At 59.9% G+C, this 19,987-nt stretch carries 18 protein-coding genes; 13 read left to right on the top strand and 5 right to left on the bottom strand.

The features are described from left to right. Nucleotides 1-46: 46 nt before the first annotated feature. Nucleotides 47-397: a hypothetical protein gene (locus J3L12_RS12685; RefSeq protein WP_208015428.1), complete on the top strand. Its 351-nt coding sequence runs from the start codon at nucleotides 47-49 to the stop codon at nucleotides 395-397. Nucleotides 398-723: 326 nt separating this feature from the next. On the opposite strand, the gene J3L12_RS12680 is transcribed toward J3L12_RS12685, so the two are convergent. From J3L12_RS12680 to J3L12_RS12660, 5 genes are all read right to left on the bottom strand, one after another. After that, a complete protein-coding gene (locus tag J3L12_RS12680) occupies nucleotides 724-2,649 on the bottom strand; it encodes an AMP-binding protein (protein ID WP_208015427.1) in 1,926 nt (641 codons plus the stop codon). Nucleotides 2,650-2,865: 216 nt separating this feature from the next. Then, nucleotides 2,866-3,729 (bottom strand): serine/threonine-protein kinase, encoded by an 864-nt coding sequence (locus J3L12_RS12675; RefSeq protein ID WP_208015426.1) that lies wholly within the window; start codon nucleotides 3,727-3,729, stop codon nucleotides 2,866-2,868. A gap of 40 nt (nucleotides 3,730-3,769) precedes the next feature. After that, nucleotides 3,770-4,447 carry a metal-dependent hydrolase gene (locus J3L12_RS12670; RefSeq protein WP_208015425.1) on the bottom strand — a complete coding sequence of 226 codons (678 nt, stop codon included), beginning with the start codon at nucleotides 4,445-4,447 and terminating at the stop codon, nucleotides 3,770-3,772. A gap of 131 nt (nucleotides 4,448-4,578) precedes the next feature. Beyond that, nucleotides 4,579-5,010 (bottom strand): DUF3809 family protein, encoded by a 432-nt coding sequence (locus J3L12_RS12665; protein ID WP_208015424.1) that lies wholly within the window; start codon nucleotides 5,008-5,010, stop codon nucleotides 4,579-4,581. Further along, nucleotides 5,011-5,214 carry a DUF3248 domain-containing protein gene (locus J3L12_RS12660; RefSeq protein ID WP_208015423.1) on the bottom strand — a complete coding sequence of 68 codons (204 nt, stop codon included), beginning with the start codon at nucleotides 5,212-5,214 and terminating at the stop codon, nucleotides 5,011-5,013. 68 nt (nucleotides 5,215-5,282) lie between these two features. On the opposite strand from J3L12_RS12660, the gene J3L12_RS12655 reads away from it, so the two are divergent. The 12 genes from J3L12_RS12655 to J3L12_RS12600 all read left to right on the top strand — a co-directional run bounded on the left by J3L12_RS12655 (nucleotide 5,283) and on the right by J3L12_RS12600 (nucleotide 19,926). Continuing rightward, entirely contained in the window at nucleotides 5,283-5,990 is a 708-nt protein-coding gene (locus J3L12_RS12655) for an NTP transferase domain-containing protein (RefSeq protein ID WP_208015422.1), read from the top strand. Nucleotides 5,991-6,434: 444 nt separating this feature from the next. Beyond that, nucleotides 6,435-6,974 carry a hypothetical protein gene (locus J3L12_RS12650; protein ID WP_208015421.1) on the top strand — a complete coding sequence of 180 codons (540 nt, stop codon included), beginning with the start codon at nucleotides 6,435-6,437 and terminating at the stop codon, nucleotides 6,972-6,974. 357 nt (nucleotides 6,975-7,331) lie between these two features. Continuing rightward, nucleotides 7,332-8,438 carry a type IV pilus twitching motility protein PilT gene (locus J3L12_RS12645; RefSeq protein ID WP_208015420.1) on the top strand — a complete coding sequence of 369 codons (1,107 nt, stop codon included), beginning with the start codon at nucleotides 7,332-7,334 and terminating at the stop codon, nucleotides 8,436-8,438. A 277-nt stretch (nucleotides 8,439-8,715) separates the two neighbouring features. Continuing rightward, nucleotides 8,716-9,969 (top strand): oligosaccharide flippase family protein, encoded by a 1,254-nt coding sequence (locus J3L12_RS12640; protein WP_208015419.1) that lies wholly within the window; start codon nucleotides 8,716-8,718, stop codon nucleotides 9,967-9,969. Further along, on the top strand, nucleotides 9,966-11,135 hold the full coding sequence (locus J3L12_RS12635) for a glycosyltransferase (protein WP_208015418.1): 1,170 nt from the start codon (nucleotides 9,966-9,968) through the stop codon (nucleotides 11,133-11,135). Before J3L12_RS12640 ends, J3L12_RS12635 begins: the two co-directional genes overlap by 4 nt. Before the next feature lie 15 nt (nucleotides 11,136-11,150). Beyond that, on the top strand, nucleotides 11,151-12,248 hold the full coding sequence (locus J3L12_RS12630; RefSeq protein WP_208015417.1) for a glycosyltransferase: 1,098 nt from the start codon (nucleotides 11,151-11,153) through the stop codon (nucleotides 12,246-12,248). 1 nt (nucleotide 12,249) lies between these two features. Next, nucleotides 12,250-13,446, top strand: a complete 1,197-nt coding sequence (locus J3L12_RS12625) for an O-antigen ligase family protein (RefSeq protein WP_208015416.1) — start codon at nucleotides 12,250-12,252, stop codon at nucleotides 13,444-13,446. Beyond that, nucleotides 13,443-14,582 carry a glycosyltransferase gene (locus J3L12_RS12620; RefSeq protein ID WP_208015415.1) on the top strand — a complete coding sequence of 380 codons (1,140 nt, stop codon included), beginning with the start codon at nucleotides 13,443-13,445 and terminating at the stop codon, nucleotides 14,580-14,582. The genes J3L12_RS12625 and J3L12_RS12620 overlap by 4 nt, the downstream gene beginning before the upstream one ends. After that, complete coding sequence (locus J3L12_RS12615; protein ID WP_208015414.1) at nucleotides 14,582-15,736, top strand: glycosyltransferase family 4 protein; 1,155 nt, start codon at nucleotides 14,582-14,584, stop codon at nucleotides 15,734-15,736. Before J3L12_RS12620 ends, J3L12_RS12615 begins: the two co-directional genes overlap by 1 nt. A gap of 12 nt (nucleotides 15,737-15,748) precedes the next feature. Continuing rightward, nucleotides 15,749-16,693, top strand: coding sequence for an MraY family glycosyltransferase (locus J3L12_RS12610; protein WP_347708897.1), 945 nt, complete (start codon nucleotides 15,749-15,751; stop codon nucleotides 16,691-16,693). 425 nt (nucleotides 16,694-17,118) lie between these two features. Then, the gene (locus J3L12_RS12605) at nucleotides 17,119-18,309 is read left to right on the top strand and encodes a DegT/DnrJ/EryC1/StrS aminotransferase family protein (protein ID WP_208015413.1); all 1,191 of its coding nucleotides are present in this window, start codon (nucleotides 17,119-17,121) and stop codon (nucleotides 18,307-18,309) included. Nucleotides 18,310-18,327: 18 nt separating this feature from the next. Continuing rightward, a complete protein-coding gene (locus tag J3L12_RS12600; RefSeq protein ID WP_243455215.1) occupies nucleotides 18,328-19,926 on the top strand; it encodes an NAD(P)-dependent oxidoreductase in 1,599 nt (532 codons plus the stop codon). Nucleotides 19,927-19,987 lie beyond the last annotated feature (61 nt).

Here is a 19,987-nt window from a genome sequence, read left to right as displayed (position 1 = left end):
GAGTTTCTGCTCAGATGACTCCACTCTGAACTAAGGAGGAACATACATGCCTGAAAACCAAGAAACCGCCAAGAAGCCTGCTGCTAAGAAAGCCGCCGCCAAGCCCGCAGCCAAGAAGCCTGCCGCCAAAAAAACTGCCGCCAAGCCTGCGGCCAAGGCTGCTGCGAAGTCTACCGCTAAGTCTGCTGCCAAGCCGGCTGCGACCAAAGCGGCCCCCAAAAAAGCCGCTGCCAAGGCTGCTGCCAAGCCGGCTGCGAAGTCTACCGCTAAGTCTGCTGCCAAGCCGGCTGCGACCAAAGCGGCCCCCAAAAAAGCCGCTGCCAAGCCTGCGGCCAAGGCTACTGCCAAGCCCGCCGCGAAAAAGGCTGCTCCCAAGAAAGCGGCTGCCAAGCAGTAAGGCGCAAGTTTAGTAAACCGACTCCGCTCTGGAGTCGGTTATTTTTTTGGTCTCGAGGAGGTTGGGATAATACAACGCTATATGGAGCACTCTTCACAAAATTCAAGCCATCCGATTGCAAGAAAGATTTGTCCTGGATAGAACGATGGTCGCCTGGAAACTCGAAACCCAAGCAACCGTGGGCCGAACCCGGATCACGCTCGAGTGCGTAATGCGCGTCTGGGCCAGGCGCTTTTTCGTTTTCGCGGGCGGCCACGTCTGTGAAGAGCGCTGTAAGACGATCTGGCGGGCTTTTGGCTTTGTCAACTGTCTTTTTGAACCCGGTATCACCTCGAGGAATTCTGAATAGCTTCCACGGCTTGTGGGTTCTCGAGGGCCGACAGGTCGCCAGGGTTTTGTCCCAGGTAGGCGGCTCGAATCACCCGTCGCATCACTTTGGCATTGCGGGTTTTGGGCAGGTCGGGGACAAAAAGAATTTTTTCGGGCTTGAGCGCTTTGCCCAGCCGAGCGGCAATGGTTTCTGCAATGGCCTGTTCCATTTCCTTGCTCGGAGCGTGCTCGGTTCGCAGCACCACAAACACCACCGCTGCCTCGCCCTTGACGGGATGGGGAATGCCAATGGCAGCGGCTTCCTTCACTGCCGGGTGCTCGACGGCGGCGCTTTCGTATTCAGCGGGGCCCACCCGCTTCCCGGCAATTTTGAGGGTGTCGTCACTGCGTCCCTGGATCATCCAGTGGCCCTCCCGATCCAGAATGGCCCAGTCGCCATGCACCCAGATGTTTTCAAATCGGCTCCAATAGGTGTCCAGGTAGCGCTCGGGGGCCTTCCAAAAACCTTTAGTCTGCCCAGGCCAGGGCCCCATCACGGCCAGCTCACCTACCTCGTCCCGCACGGGCTGTCCGGTACTGTCCAGCACCTCGGCGTGAATCCCTGGAACAGCAGTGTTGAACCCCATGGGCTTGATGGGCCGCCAGGCCGTGCAGCCCAGGATGCCACCGCCAATTTCTGTACCGCCGGAGTAGTTGATGATGGGTACGCGATTCTGACCTACAGTTCGAGCAAACCACAGATAGGGCTCCAGGTTCCAGGGTTCGCCGGTGGAGCCCAGCATCCGCAGCCTGGACAAGTCATGCTTGCGAACGGGCTCGTCGCCCAGGGGCATCAGGGCCCGTACCAGGGTGGGGGAGAGGCCCAGGTGGGTGACCCCGTGCCGCTCACAAATAGACCATAGCCGGCTTGCATCGGGGTAATCGGGGGCGCCTTCATAGAGCAGCACAGTGCCTCCGATGGTCAGGGCTCCCAGGATGGCCCACGGGCCCATCATCCAGCCCATATCGGTGAACCAGAACAGGGTCTCGTGCTTTCGCAGGTCGAAGAGATGAGCCATGTCCTGTGCGGCTTTGATGGGAAAGCCCGCGTGGTAGTGCACGGTGCCCTTGGGTTTGCCGGTGGTGCCGGAGGTGTAGATCAGCATGAAGGGATCCATGCTGTCCATGGGTTCATAAGGGGCTGTGGAGGGTTGCTGTGGAACGATTTGATCCCAGGCCACCTCGTTGGGTGCTAGCTCCACATTTCCAAAACGGCGGATCACCAAAAGCTGTTGCACGCTGGGTGAAAGCGCCGCAGCAGCACGGGCGTTGTCCAATAGCTTGACCTGGCTGCCCCGGCGGTAAAAGCCATCGGCGGTGAGGATAAGCCTGGCCTCGGCATCCTGAAGGCGGGTGGCCGCTGCCTCGGCGGCATAACCAGAAAAGATAGGTACAAAAATCGCACCGATCTGGGCCAGAGCCAGGGCGCTGATAGCGGTCTCGGGCAGCATGGGCAGGAAGAGGCCTACCCGGTCGCCCTTGCCAATACCCAGCGATCTGAGCGCATGGGCCGTCTGGGCTACGGCGGCCTCGAGTTCGCCATAACTCAACCTCACCACAGCGCCGTCTTCCCCTTCCCAGATAAGGGCCGGGTCGTGGGGCCGGGTTTTGGCATGGTGGAGGGCGTTGTGGGCCAGGTTCAGCCGCCCCCCCACAAACCAGTGGGGCCACTGTGGCCCCTGCGAAACATCTAACACCTGACGATAGGGGACAAACCACTCGATGCCCAGAAGCTGTAAGGTGGCCTCCCAGAAAGCCTCCGGCTGCTGGATGCTGAAGGTGTAAAGGGCCTCGTAGCTATCCAGGTTCAGGTGTCGCAGCATGGCTTCGATGTGGCTGCCGTGTTTGTAATTGTCCGATGGAAACCAGATGGGTTCGCTCATGTCCGGCCTCACTTTGCTTGCTTACAGTTTATCGGGTACAAGGCAATGAGCGAGCTGGGTGAGCTACCAGAGCGCTCTTCACTTGAGTTGAGTTATCGAATCCAAGGAAACCTTATCCAGAACAAAACAGTGGCCGCCGGTATGGGCGGCTACTTCTGTGAAGAGCGCGATACACCGTTCATGGGAACTGCGTTTGGAGGGTGCTATAGGCGTGCTCTACCGCTTACGAAACAGCCCAAACAACCCTTTGCCTTTGGTGGGCTTGCCTTCTCCGGCGGTTTTGTTAGAAGTGGGCTCGGCCTGGGGGGTGCCGCGTACAATCTGGAGAAAGGCTTTGGGGGTGGCGCGAATGGCGGGGTCTTTGGCCAGGAGGTTGCGCACGATTCGATCCAGATGAGGGGGAAGGTTGGTCGGAGGGGGGAGCTTATGCAGGTGGGCATGGCTGATCTCCTCGAGGGTCTCGCCTACATAGGGTCTTTTGCCTACCAGCAACTCGAAGGCCATCACCCCAAACGAATAGGCGTCCGATGCGGGGGTCGCGGGCTCGCCCATGAAGAGCTCAGGGGCCATGTAGAAAGGGCTCCCGGCCCGCTCCAGGGGTTTGGGGTTTTCGCGGGTTTTGGCCACGCCAAAGTCGCCCAGTTTGAACAGCAGACCGTCAATGAAGATGTTGGAGGGCTTGACATCCTGGTGGATGATGCCCCGGTCGTGGAGATAGATGAGGGCCTCGGCAATTTGACACAGGCACTCGAGGGCCATCTCGCGGCTCAGGGAACCTTTTTTGAGACTGTCCTCGAGGGTGCCTTCCTCGAAATACTCCAGCGCCAAAAAAGCCCCGTCTCCTTCAGGGCGACCCGAAAGCCCTCGCACCAGGTTGGGGTGGTTGAGGGTCAGGGATAGGGCTACTTCCTGGGCAAAGCGCTCGGTAAGGGCCCGGTCGGTGCGAACCTCGCGTCGGGGTACCTTGAGGGCTACCTTGGTGCCGTCGGGGGCATGGGCCAGGTACACCTGCGACGACCGCCCCAAGCCCAGGAGCATCTCGAGCTTGTAGTGTTGTCGGGTCAGTCGGCGATAGTCCATGTAGATTCCAGGTACGCTTGGTATTTCAGCACAGGATGCGTTACGAAAGGGTTATGTGTTCCCCTGGTTGGAGGGCCTTTCCACCTACCCCCAGCAGGCCGGCCCGCTGGACAAAGGCCGCGCCGTCCTGGGCAATGGGGGGAAAGGTGTTGTAGTGCACGGGTAAAACCTGCTTGGCGCGGGTCAGCTCGAGGGCCTGTAGGGCATCGTCGGGGCCCATGGTGAAGTGGTCGCCGATGGGCAGAATGGCCAGATCCACACTATACGGGGCCACCAGCGCCATATCGCTGAAGAGGGCCGTGTCGCCAGCGTTGTAGATTCGCTTGCCGCCCAGCTCCAGCACAAAGCCCTGGGCCACACCGCCGTAGGTTCCGTCCGGGAACGACGAGGAGTGCTGGGCCGGAAACCATTTGAGCCAGCCGCCCTTGAACCGGTAGGTGCCCCCCAGGTTCATACCCACGCCCTTGCCTCCATGCTTTTCAGCATAGCTAACGATCTCGTAGTTGGAGAGGATGGGAGCTCCGGTGCGCTGACTGATGGCTACACTGTCGCCGTAATGGTCGCCGTGGGCATGGGTGAGCACAATCAGGTCGGCTTCGACCTGGTCGGCGGAGAGGGCCGCTTTGGGGTTGCCGGTAAGGAAGGGATCCACCACAATGCGGGTGGTGCCGTCACTGATGAGCAGTGCTGAGTGTCCCAGGTAGCGTACTTCGACCACGGTTCCACCTCCGAATGCTTCCAGTATATGCTCCCTTCAAGTTTCAGGTTTGTCTCCAGTGCTCCTTGGCGGCAGGAAGGGGGTAGCGCCCATTTGCACCCTGGGGATGGCTGGGGCTGGGCTCACCCGGATCAGGCTTGGGTCAACCGCTCTAAAACACGCTCCACATTGCGCTCGAAGGCGGCTTCGGCCAGCCGCCCCAATGCCCGCCCGCCCCATTTTTCCCCCTGGGGTAGGGTAGCGTGGATGCGGAGGGTGAGCTGGTAGGCAATCCCGCCTTCTACCACCTCGCCCAGGCCCTCGAGCTCGGCCCAGAAGGCCGGGGGGTCGGGGAGGGGCAGGGCCTCCAGGCGGGCTTTGCTGCCCTCTGGATGAATACGGCTCTGGAAGGGAAAATGGATTTCCCCAAACAGCGGGGCCTCGGCCACCAGATAGCCCTTCAGACTGGTGTCCTGGCGGGTCAGCTCGCCAAAAGGGGGCTTGCCGGCGAACACCCGCTCGGGCTGTAGCAGATGCTCGGGGGGTTCGGCCAGCCGCAGTTGAAACGCCTTTTCCAGCACCATTTAGTTGACCCACTCGACCCGTAGCTGTCCGGCTTGCGCGAGTTGCTCGATTTCCTCGTCGGTTACGTTTCGCAGGCGGGCCAGGTGGCCAAACTCCGGGGCTGCCGAGGCCAGCCCGACCCGTACGACCAGCACCTCCTCGCCTTCGGCCTTGCCGATGCGCCAGACCAGATGATTCCCCAGCCGCTCGAGCAGATCCTCCATAACCCATAGCCTATCGGGTGGCGGGGGTTGGGTAAAGAGAGCCGGGTAACGGAGGGTAAACTAGGCCAGTGGAAGCGATTGTGCTGGCCGGAGGCAAAGCCGATGACCCACTGGCCCTGAAGTTCGGCGTTGCCAGCAAGACCCTGGTGCCCTACCGGGGTCGTCCGCTGGTGGAGTACACCCTGGAAGCCCTGGCGCAGGCGGGGCTGGAAGTGATTTTGGTGGGCCCTCCAGCCCCCTTGAACCCACCCCCCAAGGTATTCCTGCCCGACCACGGCAGCCTGGTGGCCAACCTCGAGGCTGGGCTCCAGGCTGCAGAGAACGAAAAAGTGCTGGTTGCAACCGGTGATATGCCCTTTCTAAGCGGGGAAGCCGTGCGCTGGGTGCTGGAACATGCGCCCCAGGCGGGTTTTGTATATACCATTATTGCCAGGCCCACCATCGAGCAACGCTTTCCCAAGATGCGGCGCACCTATGCCCGCATCCGGGAGGGTTCCTTTACGGGGGGCAACATCGTTCTGATTGACAAAAAGCTCTTTTATACGGCCCTTCCATTGCTCAAACGGGCGCTGGAACTGCGAAAAAAGCCCCTGGCCCTGGCCCAGATGATTGGCTTCGGAACCCTCCTGAAGGTGCTTTTAGGCCAGGCCGATATGGCCGGGCTCGAGGCCAAGGTCTCGCAAATCATTGGGGTTCCGGCCAAGGCGCTCATCACCCCCTATGCCGAGGTGGGGGTAGATATAGACAAGGAAGAAGATTTGCAGTGGTTGGGGTAGTTTGTTTGGTTGCTGGGTCTGGCGTAGAGGTTGCACGCTCGAGCAGTAAGACAAAAGTGCTTCAGGGCTCGAGCGGCAGGGATTGTGATGCTACAATCAAGTGCCGCCCATTTACCGACTGCATTCCTTGAGCTTTCAGCCTTCAGCTTTAGGCTTTCGGCTCCCCTTTGAGCTGCCGCAAAGCGCCGACCCCTAATCGGGTGTGTCCCTGTTTCAACCAGCCTCAACAACCCCAACTCGCCGTGAAACCCCTCTGGATGCCGATCACCATAGCGGCACTGACCTTCCGGCGCAGACCGAGTACCCCTACGGGGGCTTGGATAGAGCTTTGTGCAGCACCCCAAGGGGGATTGACCGTCTGGTTCATTGGTTGATTTTGGGACGCACCCCCCCTAATCTACTAACCTGAAGTTGCCCCTCTAACCAGTGTAGACTAGAAGCCAGATGCGAACGGTTCGAGATTTACGCCTGGCGGGTCTAATTGCTTATCTTGCCGCCCTCATTGCAGGGCTAATCGTTTCTGGACTCGTGCACCTGGCTTTTGGTGGGCGGGGCCAGTTCGGTTGGGAAGGGGTGAACTTTTTTGGTCTTTTAGAGGGGCTTTTTTTCTTGCTGGTCTTTACCCTGACGCTCTGGATTGCCAAGCGGGCCGTCAAGGTGACCACTACCACCCTGCTCTCTGCCGGGATTTTCGCCCCTACCTCGGCGCGCAGGCTGGCCCGGCCCGTGCCGGTCATCAATGCGCTACAGTCCTTCGAGGGCAGCATCGCGGTACTGCTCGAGGCAGGGCATCCGGTAGGCATCATCGGCATTGCCGATTCGCTGGTTCCCTGGGACGAGGCCCCGGTGGTGCCTGGCGAGACGGCGGCCAGCGAACTGAGCTCCCTATTCCGCCAGCACCAGATCGTGTTTGTGGCCGATGGGGACACCGTTCACGGCATGATTACCCGCGAGCGCTACTTCAAATATTTGGGGGCCAAGTAAAGTGCTCCTGCTAGAGGGGTAACTAAAGCCATTGTTTTGTGGCCAAAAGCTCAAAGCCGAAAGCTGAACGCATAAGAATCCTCTTTTCCACATGGTTTCTCTCGCCTTCCCTGTGTGAGCGAAGGTGGCGACGCCCACCCGCTCTGGTCATATGAAACGACGGCCGCGAGATGGGTTGCGCCAGAGGTGTCACCAGAAGCAGAGATTCATTACTTGCCTGAGAGTTGAGCGTATGCGTAAAGCCGATATCACAGTACCTTTTGTTAGGGGGTTGCTTGGTTCCGAAGCTGGAAATGGCAGATGAACATATCCGGTAGGTGGTTTGGCGTATTCTGATTGCTAACTGGAGAGATACACATGACCAAAGCCCCAGACATTGTAGATTTGCTCAACCTGGCCGTAGATCGCAACTCGAGCGACCTGGTCATCACGGTCGGTCTGCCCCCTATGGTCAAGATTGATGGTGAGTTCCACCCCACCGAATATGAACCCCTGACCCCGCAGGAAACCCGCCGCCTGACCTATGCCCTGATGGACGAAAAACAGCAACGGGTCTTTGAGGAAGAGAAGGAACTCGACTTCTCTTTCAGCCTGCCGGGCAAGGGCCGCTTCCGCGTCAATATCTTCTTGCAGCGCGGTAGCGTGGGCGGGGTGTTGCGGGTGGTGCCTTCCAACGTCAAGAGCTTCGAGGAACTGGGCCTGCCCAAGAATGTGGCCGATATTGCCATGAGCCCTCGAGGTTTGGTACTGGTGACTGGGCCTACCGGCTCGGGAAAGTCCACTACCCTGGCCTCGATGATCGACTACATCAACGAGCGCAAGCGCTGCCACATTGTCACCATTGAAGACCCAATTGAGTTCTTCCATCGCCACAAATCCTCCATCATCAACCAGCGCGAAATTGGCTCCGATACCCACGGCTTCGATAAGGCCCTGCGCTCGGTGTTGCGTCAGGCTCCCGATGTGATTCTGGTGGGGGAGATGCGCGATTATGAAACAATTTCTGCGGCCATCACCGCTGCCGAAACCGGTCACCTGGTAATGGGAACCTTGCACACCAACAGCGCTCCCGAGACCATTGACCGCATCATTGACGTTTTCCCCCAGGCCCAGCAGGAACAGGTACGGGTACAGCTTTCCAACAACCTGGTGGCCGTCCTGACCCAGCAGCTTTTGCCCAAGGCTTTTGGGGGCGGGCGTGTCCTGGCCTACGAACTCATGATTGCGACACCAGCGGTGCGGGCGCTTATCCGTGAAGGCAAGAGCCATCAGTTGGTCAGCGTGATCCAGACCGGTGGGCAGTACGGCATGATTACCATGGATGCCTACCTGGCCGACCTCTTCAAGCGCAAGCTCATCACCTATGAGGTGGGGCAATCGCGCTCGGTAGACCCCAAGGAGTTTGCTCGTCTGGCAGGCGCGGGCAGTGCCTCGCCCCAGGCAAGTGGTATGCGCCGAGCGTAAGTTACTGTAGCTGTATTGCCTAACAAAGGGAGATTGCGTGCAGGCTGTCCTGAGTCTGCCGAAGGGTGACTTTGATGCAAAGCATTTATAAAGTCAGAGCCTGGGCGCCACTAGCTTCACATACGGGAGTGAATGGCATTCGATACTTTGCGCGTAATCTGAGCGTTCCTGCCGTTAAGGTGTGAATAATTGGTTTCTTGGGAACGCCTTAGCGCGTAGGCTTGAAGGGATATGATGAAACTTTCTGAGCATTAGCGGTTGGCAGGGGGCTTGTCGCGTGGCTTTAGCGAGAATTCGTCGGGTACTGGGTAACCGCATTGCACAGAATGCGGCAGCTTTGTATGCTGTGCAGATCCTCTCATATGTCCTCCCGTTAATTTCACTGCCCTACCTGGCACGGGTACTCGAGCCCCCCAGCTTTGGCCTAGTGGCTTTTGCCCAGAGCTTTGCCAACTGGCTGGCGGTGGTGGGCGAGTACGGCTTCAACTACTCGGCTACCCGTTCCCTGGCCCGTCTGCGCGACCGGTCAGATGCGGTGGCCGGTATCGTGATGTCCATCATGGGCGCCAAGCTGCTCTTGATGCTAGGGATGGTTCTGATGACCCTGGTGGCCGGGTTTTTCATCGAGAGCTTTCGCACCCAGGCCGAGCTGGCCTTCTGGGCCCTGATGATTGCGGTTTTCACCGGGCTGAGACCCCTGTGGTACTTCCAGGCTATCGAGCGCTCCTGGGTGGTGGCGCTGATGGAAGGCCTGATCCGCCTGGGCCATCTGGTCGGGATTTTTGCTTTTGTGCGCCGCCCCGAGGACGCCTGGGTCACCTTGGCCGCCCAGGCCTTGGCCACCGGGCTGGTGGCGGGGCTCGAGCTTTACCTGATGTACCGGCAGGTTCCCTTTAAGCTGCCCAACCTGAGCCTGAGCTGGGTGGCGCTAAAGGTGAGCTGGAGCCTTTTTCTTTCACGGGCCTCGGACAGCCTCTACTCCTCGGCCAATGGGGTGATTCTAGGCCTTTTGGCCTCGCCTCTACAGGTGGGGTTCTTTGAGGCCGGCAACCGGCTGGTGCGTCCGGGGCTCTCGATTCTTTGGCCGCTGGCTCAGGCCATCTATCCCCGCATCAACCATCTGATCAAGCGTGATGCCGAGGCGGCCATGCGTCTGAGCCGCCTAGCCCTATGGGCTACGGTAGGGATCGGGACGGCGGGAGGGATGTTGCTGGCCGGGCTGGCTCCCTTCCTGATCGACTTGCTGTTTGGCGAGCCGTATCGATCCTCGGTGGTGGTGCTGCAGGTGCTGGCCTTGCTCCTTCCCGTGGTGGCCTTAGGCTACTCGCTTTCCATGCAGTACATGTTTCCCCGGCAGATGGATCGCGAGGTGATGTACTCGGTGCTCAGCGCCGGCCTGATCAACCTGGTGCTGGCCATTCTGTTGGCTCCCCGGCTGGGGGCTTTAGGCATGGCCATCGCAGTGGTCTCGGCCGAAGCCTGGGCGGCGGGGTTTCGTTTTGCCCTCCTTAAGCTCAGAGGAATCTTATGAGGCGACGAATTCTCTTCTACCTACCCATCCTCGGCTACGGCGGGGTCGAGCGGGTGGTGCAGTACCTCTCGTGCGGGCTGGCCGCCCACTACGAGATCCTGATCGCGGCCCAGGGCTCCGAACCGGGCGACCTGCTTTCCCAGGCCACGTTACCCGCCAATGTCACCATCTTGCCCGCGCCTACCGAGCGCTCGGCCATGAAGCACCGAGCAATTCCCTGGCAGGTGCGGCGGTTGCTGTCCATACTGGACGAGCACCAACCCGACCTGCTTCTCTCCGCCTGGCCCAGGGTTCACCTAACGGTGGGAACGGCTTTTCGGTTGTTGCCTAAGACACGGCGGCCCAGGTGGATTCTCACCGAACACAATGAGATACAGGGTTACCTCGGGTCGGGCTTGCGAGGGGCACTCAAAATGGCCCTGATACGCCTGCTGGTGCGTAATGCCGACGCCTATGTGGCGGTTTCGGAAAAGGTGGCCCGCCTGTCCGGGGCGGTGTATCCCGGTTCCAACTTCCGCGTCATCTACAACCCGGCCATTGCCCCCGACCTCGAGCGCAAAGCCCAGGAGCCGGTAGAACACCCCTGGTTTCAGGGCCAGAGCCCCGTTGTCCTCTCGGTGGGTCGCATGGACATCATGAAGGATTTTCCCACGCTGCTGAGGGCCTTCCAACGGGTTCTGGAACGAATCCCCCAGGCCCGGCTGGTCATCCTGGGTGAAGGTGAGCTGCGCCCCCAGTTGGAGTCGCTAGTAGCTGAGCTGGGTATCGGGGAACAGGTTTGGATGCCCGGTTTTCAGGCCAACCCCTACAAGTACATGGCCAGAGCTACGGTTTTCACGATGTCTTCCGCCTTTGGTGAAGCTTCACCACTGGTTCTTTCGGAGGCCATGTACCTGGGTAAGCCGGTGGTGCTGACCCGCTTTGCGACGGCCCCGGAGTTCGTGAACTCGGGGGTGGATGGGCTGTTGGTGGACACCGGTAACCCGCAAGCCCTAGCGGATGGGCTGATCGGGGTTTTGCAAGACCCACAGCTGCAAGCAGAATTTGGTGCAAAAGCCAGGGCCAAAGTTAAGGAACGCTTTTCGGTGGAGCGGGCGGTGGCCCATTATGCGGCCCTCTTTGAGGAAGTGCTGGGTCAGCCCACAGCGGCCCTCAAAAGCGTATGAGTTGGGAGGCAATAAATGACTAGAGAACGATTTGCGGTCTATCTCCCAGCCTTGTTGGGGGGTGGGGCTGAGCGCTCAATGCTCAACTTGGCCATCGGGATGGCAGAGCAAGATGTAGACGTAGACCTGGTGCTGGCTGCAGCTACAGGCCCCTACCTGAAGATGGTACCCCCACAGGTTCGGGTAGTGGACTTGAAAGCAAGGCGGGTGCTGTCGAGTTTGCCAGCACTGACCCGCTATTTGCGGGAAGAAAAACCGGTGGGTATGGTCTCGGCCCTCGACCACGCCAACGTGGTGGCGCTCTGGGCCCGCCGTTTGGCCGGGGTTAGCACCCGAGTGGCGGTCTGCATGCAGAACACCCCCACCCAGGACGCCCGCCATGCCCCCTCCTTGCGGGGCCGTCTGACCCCTTTGGCCATGCGGCTCTTCTACCCCTGGGCCGAGGGCATTGTGGGGGTTTCGCAGGGGGTGGTGGACGACTTCATCAAGATGACCGGGATTCGCCAGAAGGTGAGGGTCATTCACAATCCGGTCGTGACCCCCGATCTCTTCAGACGGGCCGAGGAACCTGTCGAGCACCCCTGGCTCCAACCCGGTCAGCCCCCCGTTTTGCTGGGGGTGGGCCGCCTGACCCGGCAGAAGAACTTTCCCAACCTGATCCGCGCCTTCGCCGAGGTGCGCCGCCACTGGCCGGTTCGGCTGTTGATCTTGGGTGAGGGTGAGGATCGCCCGGCCCTGGAAGGCCTGATCCGGGAGCTGGGCCTGGAGGCCGAGGTAGGCCTGCCCGGGTTTGTGCAAAATCCATACGCCTACATGAAGCGGGCTGCTATGTTTGTCTTATCTTCCGATTGGGAGGGATTGCCTACGGTGCTTATTGAAGCTTTAGCCCTTGGAACCCCGGTGGTGGCTACCGACTGCCCCAGCGGGCCTAGGGAAATTTTGCAAGAAGGGCGGCTGGGCCGGCTGGTGCCGGTACGGGATGCGGCGGCGCTGGCCCGGGCCATTGAAGCCACCCTGTCGGCGCCCAGACAGCCCGTTCCACCGGAGGCTTACGCAGGCTACACCCTGGCGGTGGTGATACGGCAGTATCTGGAGCTATTGAGGGGGAATTAGGGTGGCTCGAGTGGCTTACGGGGTTTTGTGGCTGTACGTGTTCACCATTCCCTGGGAGAACGTACTGCTGATCCCCGGAGTGGGCACCCTGAGCCGGTACGTGGGCATCCTGGCGGCTATGGTCACGCTGGTGTATCTATTCACTTCCGGGCGCCTGCGGCTCCACCAGGTGCACCTTATTGCCCTGGGCTTCGTGCTCTTGGCGGTGATCAGCTATTTCTGGAGCATCGCGCCCCAGGACACCCTCGAGCGCATTCTCCAGTACGGCTTGCTGTGGATCTTCTTCTGGGCCTTGTTTGCCGTACTGGAAGACGACAGGGCGGTGCGCGGAATGCTGGCGGCCTACGTACTGGGAGCCTATGTGGCGGCGGGCAACACCGTGCAAAACTACCTGAGCGGCAGCGAGGTGGTCTACCAGCGCTATGCGGCGGCCAACTTCGACCCCGGTGACCTTTCGTTCGTGCTGTCTATCGGCATCCCGCTGGCCTGGTACCTGGCCCTGCGTGAAGAGAACAGCCGCTGGGCCTGGCTTTACCGGCTCTACCCCCTGATAGCGCTGGGGGTGGTCTTCCTCACGGCGGCCCGTGCGGGCCTCCTGGGGGTGGCGACAGGGCTTTTATTTGTGGTGCTGACCCTGCCCAGGGCCTCCTGGAGGCTCAAGGCGCTGACCGGGGCTCTGGTGGCCCTGGCCCTGGTTTTGATCCCGCTTCTGGTACCCCCTGAGAGCTTCTCGCGGCTGGCCACCCTGCTCGATGAGGTCAGCAGCGGCACCCTCAACGACCGCACCAATATCTGGGCGGCTGGTTGGCAGGTGTTCGCCGACCATCTCCTCTTGGGCACCGGCGCGGGTACCTTTGGGGTTAGCTTGGAGTTTCACCCTTGGTTCCGGCAGTGGGTAGCCCCCCACAACCTGTTCGTAGCCATTGCCGCCGAGATGGGGATGGCGGGGCTTTTGTTGCTGCTATTGCTTTTGGGTGGGGTGGTGGCCTGCTTGCGGCCAATGCCGGGGCTCGAGCGGCTTCTGTGGGCAGCGGTCTTTGCCGTTTTGCTACTGGCCTGCATGGCCCAGAACTGGGAGTGGCGCAAGCAGACCTGGTTCGTATTGGGGATGATCGTGGCCCACTACGGGGTTCTGCTGCAGGGGGGGCGCGTCGTCCTCGCAGATTACAGGGATCGGCTCTCGAGGAGGCCTACATGAACCGCCGCCTGTTGTTCCTCATCACCTCGCTCACCTACGGAGGGGCTGAGTCGCAGGTGGTCGAGCTGGCCCTGGGCTTTGCGCGGGCCGGCTGGTCGGTGCGGGTGGTCTGCATGACCCCCCTGGGCCCCAAAGCCCGGGATCTGCAGGCGGCCGGGGTTCCGGTGGACTCGCTGGGGATGCGGCCAGGTCTCCCCGACCTGCGGGGGTTCTGGCGTCTGGTGCGGATTCTGCGCGGGTTCAGGCCCTTGGTGCTGCACGCTCATATGGTGCACGCTAACCTTTTAGCCAGGCTGGCCCGACCTTGGGCTTGGGTGCCGCTCCTGATCTGTACGGCCCATAACATTTACGAAGGGGGACGCTGGCGCGAGATGGCCTACCGCCTGACCGACCCTCTTTGCGACCTGACCACCCAGGTTAGCCAAGCCGGGCTGCGGCGCTACCTGGAGATCGGGGCCATTGCAGCAGGCCGGGGCCTCTTCATGCCCAATGGGGTGGACACCCGGCGCTTTGCCCCCGACGATGAAGCCCGTATGGCTTTGCGACGGGAGATGGGCGCCGAGGGGGTCTTCGTCTGGCTGGCGGCGGGGCGGTTCACTGAGGCCAAGGACTACCCCAACCTGCTGCGTGCTTTTGCCGAGGTGGTGGAGGACTATCCCGAGGCCCGGTTGTGGCTGGTGGGCCAGGGGGAGCTGCTTCTGCCTATGCGCGAGCTGGCCAGCTCGATGCGGCTGGCGGAACATGTGGAGTTCCTGGGCGCGAGGAGCGATATGCCTCGCCTGCTAAATGCCGCCGATGCTTACGTGATGTCCTCGGCCTGGGAAGGAATGCCCATGGTTCTCTTAGAGGCGGCGGCGGTAGGGTTGCCCATCGTCGCTACCGATGTGGGCGGCAACCGGGAGGTGGTACAGCACGGCCAAAGCGGGCTGCTGGTGCCGCCAAAGGACAGCGCCCGGCTGGCCGCGGCCATGAGGCGGCTGATGCAGATGCCCCCCTCCGAGCGGGCGGGCATGGGCAGGGCAGGGCGCGCCTGGGTGCTCGAGCACTACGACCTTCACGGGGTCATCGGCCGCTGGGAGGCCCTCTATGAGCGCCTGCTGGCACAGAAAATACCCCAAGCCTTAGGAGAACGCTGATGCCCAAGCTGCTTATCGTCGCTACCACCGCCTTATTTTTCACCGAATTTCTGTTGCCCTACGCCCGGCATTTCCGGCGGCTGGGCTGGCAGGTAGATGGGGCTGCCGCCGGGGCTTCTACCTGTGAACAGTCCAGGGCGGTTTTCGACCGGCTTTTCGAAGTGCAGATGTCACGCAAGGCCCATGACCCGCGCAATCTGCTCCTGGGTTTGCGCGAGCTGCGCAGCCTGGTAGAAAGGGAGGGCTACGACATCGTCCACGTACACACCCCGGTGGCAGCCTTCGTCACCCGGCTGGCCTTGCGCACCTGGCAGGCTAGGGGCCGGGGTAAGCTGATCTACACCGCTCATGGCTTTCACTTCCACCCCCGGGGGCACCCCCTGAAGAACGCGCTTTTTTATGCCCTGGAGTGGCTGGGAGCGCGCTACACCGACTACCTGGTGGTGATGAACGAGGCCGATCGCCAAGCGGCGTGTCGTCTGGTAGGGCCGGAGCGGACGGTCTACATGCCGGGGATTGGGGTAGATCTGGACTTCTACTCCGGCCGCCGGGTACCACCCGAGGCGGTGGCGCGGCTGCGCGAGTCGCTGGGGCTGGGCCCGGCACAGCCCTACTTGCTCATGATTGCCGAGTTCATCCCCCGCAAGCGGCACCGCGACGCCCTCGAGGCTTTTGCACTGCTCGGCCATCCCACGGCCCACCTGGTTCTGGCCGGAGAGGGGGTTTTGCTGGAAGAAATGAAGGCCCTGGCCGCCAGGCTGGGTCTGGTGAGGCGGGTGCACTTTCTCGGTTTCCGCCGGGACATCCCGACCCTTATCCAAGGCGCTGTAGCGACGCTCTTACCTTCCGAGCAGGAGGGCCTGCCCAGGGCCATCATGGAGTCTTTTTGCTTGGGGGTTCCGGTCATCGGGGCCGATGTGCGCGGTATCCGTGAGCTGCTCCAAGGGGGGGCGGGCCTGCTTCATCCGCTGGGCGATGTACCCGCTTTGGCAAGGGCTATGCGTTTTGTGTTGGAAAACCTCGAGGAGAGCCGGAAGATGGGCCACCTGGGTCAGGAGCGGGTGAAAGCCTACGATTTGCGCAACATCCTTCGCTTGCATGAGGAGCTTTACGCTCGAGCGCTGGGGAAACCGACAGCGCTCGAGGCGGTTTAGGAGAGGTTTTTGGTGGTGGACTGGTACTTGTTGTTCTTAACGATTTTGACAGCAGTTTTGCTGGTGGGCCTGTCCATTCCTCTGGCCATGGCCTTAGGGATTGTGGATCGGCCGGGTGCTATCAAGATTCATTCCAAGGCCACCCCCCGTCTGGGGGGAGTGGGCATTGTGGCCACCATCGTCCTGTGGGGTTGGTACTCCGGCACCCTAACGGGATGGGCCCTGCTGGGCCTGTTGATCATCGCCACCACCGGCCTCCTCGACGATCGTTACAACCTTTCGCCCAAGGTGCGCCTGGCGGCAGAGCTTTTAGCCGGAATGGCACTGGGAGGTTATTTCTGGCCCCAGCTGGGCTGGACTGGACTCTTGTTGGCTGTGATTCTGGTGCCGGTTGTGTCTAATGCAGTCAACCTGATTGATGGGATGAACGGTTTAGCTTCCGGCAACGCCATGATCTCAGCTGCCGGGCTAGCCCTTATGCTCTGGTCTATGCAACAGGAGGCCATGCTGGCCATCATTGTGGTAGGCAGTCTGGTGGGCTTTCTGGTGTGGAATTTCCCAAAGGCCAAAACATTTATGGGCGATTGCGGAAGTCTTTCGACGGGCTACATGCTGGCCGTGCTGTTGATGCTCTCCGCTACCCACGGCTGGGTCACTTTTCTGGCCGCTGGGGTTATGGTGAGCTTCCCACTCTACGATATGGTGGTGGGGATTGTCCGGCGCTGGCGGCGGGGCAAGCCCATTTTTGACGGAGATCGCGATCACACCTATGACCGACTGGATCAGCTTTATGTGCGCGACCCTGCTAAGACCGTGCTGGTCGTCTGGGCAATTACGGCCATTTTGGTCAAAGTGGGTCTGATTGTCAGCAACGCTGTTTTGCTGGTAGGAGTTTCTTTGATCTTCTTGGTGGTGGCTTTTTTATTCTGGTCAGCCTATCGGCTAGGGGCCCTCTGAACCAAATTTCAGCTCAATGGGACAGCGGCATTCTTTCTAAAAACTCAGAAAATGCAATCAGGTGCTTTGTACCTGTCTTGAACCGCCGTTGTGTAATAGGGATAAATGACCCGTTAATCTGTAACGCTCGGTTACGGATGATTAGAAACGAAATGGCTCTATGCCTGGAAATAAAAACGTTCTGAACGGGATTCCTTGTAGATTTCGAAGGAAATTTTGGGGTTGTGCTCGAGTCAGGCTTCGTTATCAGGTACGTTACTGTTGTGTTGCAGCGTGAAAAAGCTTTGCGAACAGGCGTAACGAAGGCGACAATGCTACTACTAATCGCACTTTTTGGCGAATAACGCAGTCATAACGCTATTTGACCTACGCTTTATAGCATATCTTCGGAGATAAATGTCTCCAGCCCATGAAGGAGCGCACTGATGTTGAAAAATCCCGTTACAATCACACCTTTTGCTCCCTGGCCCTACTTTGAGCCCGATGAAATAGAGGCAGCAGTCAGGGTGCTTCAGTCCGGCAAGGTGAATTACTGGACGGGCCAGGAAGGCCGCCTGTTCGAGCGCGAATTCGCTGAATATGTGGGTACCAAGCACGCCATTGCCCTGCACAACGGTACGGTAGCGATTGAACTGGCACTGTACGCGATGGGTGTGGGGGAAGGAGATGAAGTCATCACTACCCCGCGCACCTTCATTGCCTCGGCCAGCGCCGCGGTGATGCGGGGCGCTAGACCTATCATGGCCGACGTGGATCGCGAAAGTGGCTTGATTACTGCCGAGACCATCGAGAAGGTCATCACCCCCCGCACCAAGGCCATCGTCGTGGTGCACCTGGCAGGCTGGCCTGCGGACATGGATCCCATCATGGAGCTGGCCCGCAAACACAACCTGTGGGTGATTGAGGACTGCGCCCAGGCCCACGGGGCCAAGTACAAGGGCAAGAGTGTGGGCTCCATCGGCCATGCGGGGGCCTGGTCGTTTTGCCAGGACAAGATTCTCACCACCGGCGGCGAGGGCGGGATGCTCACCCTGAATGACGACGAGCTGTGGAGCAAGGCCTGGAGCTTCAAGGATCATGGCAAGAGCTACGATGCGGTTTACAACCGCCAGCATCCTCCGGGCTTCCGCTGGTTACACGAAGATTTTGGTACCAACTGGCGCATGCTCGAGGTACAGTCAGCCATTGGCCGGGTCATCTTGCGCAAGCTGGATGGCTGGATCGAGAAGCGCCGCGCGAATGCCCATTACCTGAGCGAACGTTTCCGGCAGATCCCTGCCCTGCGTGTGCCGGAGGTGCCATCTGAGCTATATCATGCTTATTACAAGTATTACGTCTATGTGCGCCCCGAGATGCTCAAGCCAGGCTGGAGCCGGGATCGCATCATGGTGGCCATTTCCGAAGCCGGTATTCCATGCACTACAGGAAGCTGTGGGGAGATTTACCTCGAGAAAGCCTTCACCAAGCGCGGCTGGCAGCCCGCCGAACGCCTGCCGGTGGCCAGGGAGCTAGGTGAAACTTCATTGATGTTCCTGGTGCACCCCACCCTGAGCATGGAGCATATCCAGGCTACCGCTGATGTGGTCGAACAGGTGATGCTAGAGGCTTCGCGCTAAAGTGTGAGAGGAGCAGGAATGATTCAGAATTTGAAGGAATTGCGCTTTAGCCCCGATGTGGTGCTGCGAGTTCTAGCCGACCAGCTCATGGTCGCAGGAAGTTTTGCGGCGGCGCTGCTGATTCACTTGCTCCTGGCCTATAACGGAGCGGGTTCCAATCCCAGCCTGTTGGGGCAGTATGCTCAGGTGTATGCCCAAAACATCTGGATTCTGATGCTGGTTAGCTTTGGCATTTTTGCCGCCAACGGCTTCTATACCAGGGGTCGTGCCTACCGGGGTCGTTACAAAATGCTGGTGGTAGCTCAGGCAGTAGCCCTGGCGTACTTGGTATATGGTTTCACCGCTTTCATGATTCCTGCCGTGACCGATCCACCCAGCTTGGTGGTGTTTTTGGGCTTTCTCTTCACGCTAGCACTTACCCTGGGCTCCCGTGCCTGGGTACATTACTGGTTTGTTGTGGAACTGGGGCGCAAAGCTAGGGCCGAGGCCAAGGCCAGTCCCATCCCCAACCTCTACACTAACGATCGCACCATCTTGGTGATTGGGGGTGCGGGTTATATCGGCTCTGGCTTGCTGCCAAGGCTGTTGGAGCGAGGTTACAAGGTGCGCCTGCTAGACCTGCTGATGTTCGGCAAGGAGCCCATTGCGCACGTCCTGCACCACCCCAACCTGGAAATCATTCAGGCCGACTTCCGCCAGGTAGACAAAGTGGTGGAGGCCATGCGCGGGGTGGACACCGTGGTACATCTGGGTGGCCTGGTAGGCGATCCGGCCTGTGCACTGGATGAAAATCTCACCATCGAAATCAATCTAGTAGCTACCCGCACTATTGCCGAAATAGCCAAGGGTATGCATGTACGGCGTTTCATCTTCGCCAGTACCTGTTCGGTGTACGGTGCTAGCGACATGGTGCTCAACGAGCGGAGCAGTTTGAACCCGGTTTCGTTGTATGCTCGCAGCAAGATTGCCTCTGAGCAGGTACTGCACAAGCTCCAGAGCGATGACTTCTCAGTGGTCATTCTCCGCTTTGGCACCATCTACGGCCTCTCGGGCCGCACCCGCTTTGATTTGGTTGTCAATCTGCTCACTGCAAAGGCCGTTGTGGATAAGAAGATCACGGTGTTTGGGGGAGACCAGTGGCGGCCTTTTGTCCATGTGGACGATGCTGCGCGGGCGGTGATGCTGGCGGTGGAGGCTCTAAAGGAGCGTGTCCACAACGAGACTTTTAATGTGGGCGGCAACGACGGCAACATGACCCTGGGGATGGTTGGCGAGCTGGTCAAGAAGCTGGTGCCTGATGCTGAGCTAATTGATTCGGGCCGTGATGGTGACCGGCGCAACTACCGCGTAGACTTCTCCAAGATTCGTAATCTGTTGGGTTTTGTGCCAGAATGGACGGTAGAAAAAGGCATTCAGCAGGTGATTGATGCCCTGCGGAGCGGCAAGGTACGGGACTACCGGGCCTCGATGTACTCCAACGTCAAGTATCTCACCGAGGATACTGCCTCGGAGTCGGTCAAGCAGTACTACCTGGGCTGGGAGAAAGACCTGATCGAGCGGGCCCATCTGCAAAACATCACCGAGGAAAAACCCCCCATCACGACCCCCCAGGCTTGAACTGCTGGAACGAAAAAAGGGAGGGCTCGAGCCCTCCCTTTTTTCTTAGCCATATATCGCT

The sequence above is a fragment of the Meiothermus sp. CFH 77666 genome (assembly GCF_017497985.1).
Lineage (GTDB): Bacteria > Deinococcota > Deinococci > Deinococcales > Thermaceae > Meiothermus.
This window is presented reverse-complemented; position numbering and strand designations above follow the sequence as displayed.

What these genes read in the sequence shown, in the direction of transcription:
- J3L12_RS12630 (WP_208015417.1), top strand. Translation starts at nt 11,151, where the DNA reads ATGACTAGAGAACGATTTGCGGTCTATCTCCCAGCCTTGTTGGGGGGT.
- J3L12_RS12675 (WP_208015426.1), bottom strand. Translation starts at nt 3,729, where the DNA reads ATGGACTATCGCCGACTGACCCGACAACACTACAAGCTCGAGATGCTC.
- J3L12_RS12605 (WP_208015413.1), top strand. Translation starts at nt 17,119, where the DNA reads ATGTTGAAAAATCCCGTTACAATCACACCTTTTGCTCCCTGGCCCTAC.
- J3L12_RS12645 (WP_208015420.1), top strand. Translation starts at nt 7,332, where the DNA reads ATGACCAAAGCCCCAGACATTGTAGATTTGCTCAACCTGGCCGTAGAT.
- J3L12_RS12665 (WP_208015424.1), bottom strand. Translation starts at nt 5,010, where the DNA reads ATGGTGCTGGAAAAGGCGTTTCAACTGCGGCTGGCCGAACCCCCCGAG.
- J3L12_RS12620 (WP_208015415.1), top strand. Translation starts at nt 13,443, where the DNA reads ATGAACCGCCGCCTGTTGTTCCTCATCACCTCGCTCACCTACGGAGGG.
- J3L12_RS12685 (WP_208015428.1), top strand. Translation starts at nt 47, where the DNA reads ATGCCTGAAAACCAAGAAACCGCCAAGAAGCCTGCTGCTAAGAAAGCC.
- J3L12_RS12660 (WP_208015423.1), bottom strand. Translation starts at nt 5,214, where the DNA reads ATGGAGGATCTGCTCGAGCGGCTGGGGAATCATCTGGTCTGGCGCATC.
- J3L12_RS12680 (WP_208015427.1), bottom strand. Translation starts at nt 2,649, where the DNA reads ATGAGCGAACCCATCTGGTTTCCATCGGACAATTACAAACACGGCAGC.
- J3L12_RS12600 (WP_243455215.1), top strand. Translation starts at nt 18,328, where the DNA reads ATGATTCAGAATTTGAAGGAATTGCGCTTTAGCCCCGATGTGGTGCTG.
- J3L12_RS12635 (WP_208015418.1), top strand. Translation starts at nt 9,966, where the DNA reads ATGAGGCGACGAATTCTCTTCTACCTACCCATCCTCGGCTACGGCGGG.
- J3L12_RS12650 (WP_208015421.1), top strand. Translation starts at nt 6,435, where the DNA reads ATGCGAACGGTTCGAGATTTACGCCTGGCGGGTCTAATTGCTTATCTT.
- J3L12_RS12615 (WP_208015414.1), top strand. Translation starts at nt 14,582, where the DNA reads ATGCCCAAGCTGCTTATCGTCGCTACCACCGCCTTATTTTTCACCGAA.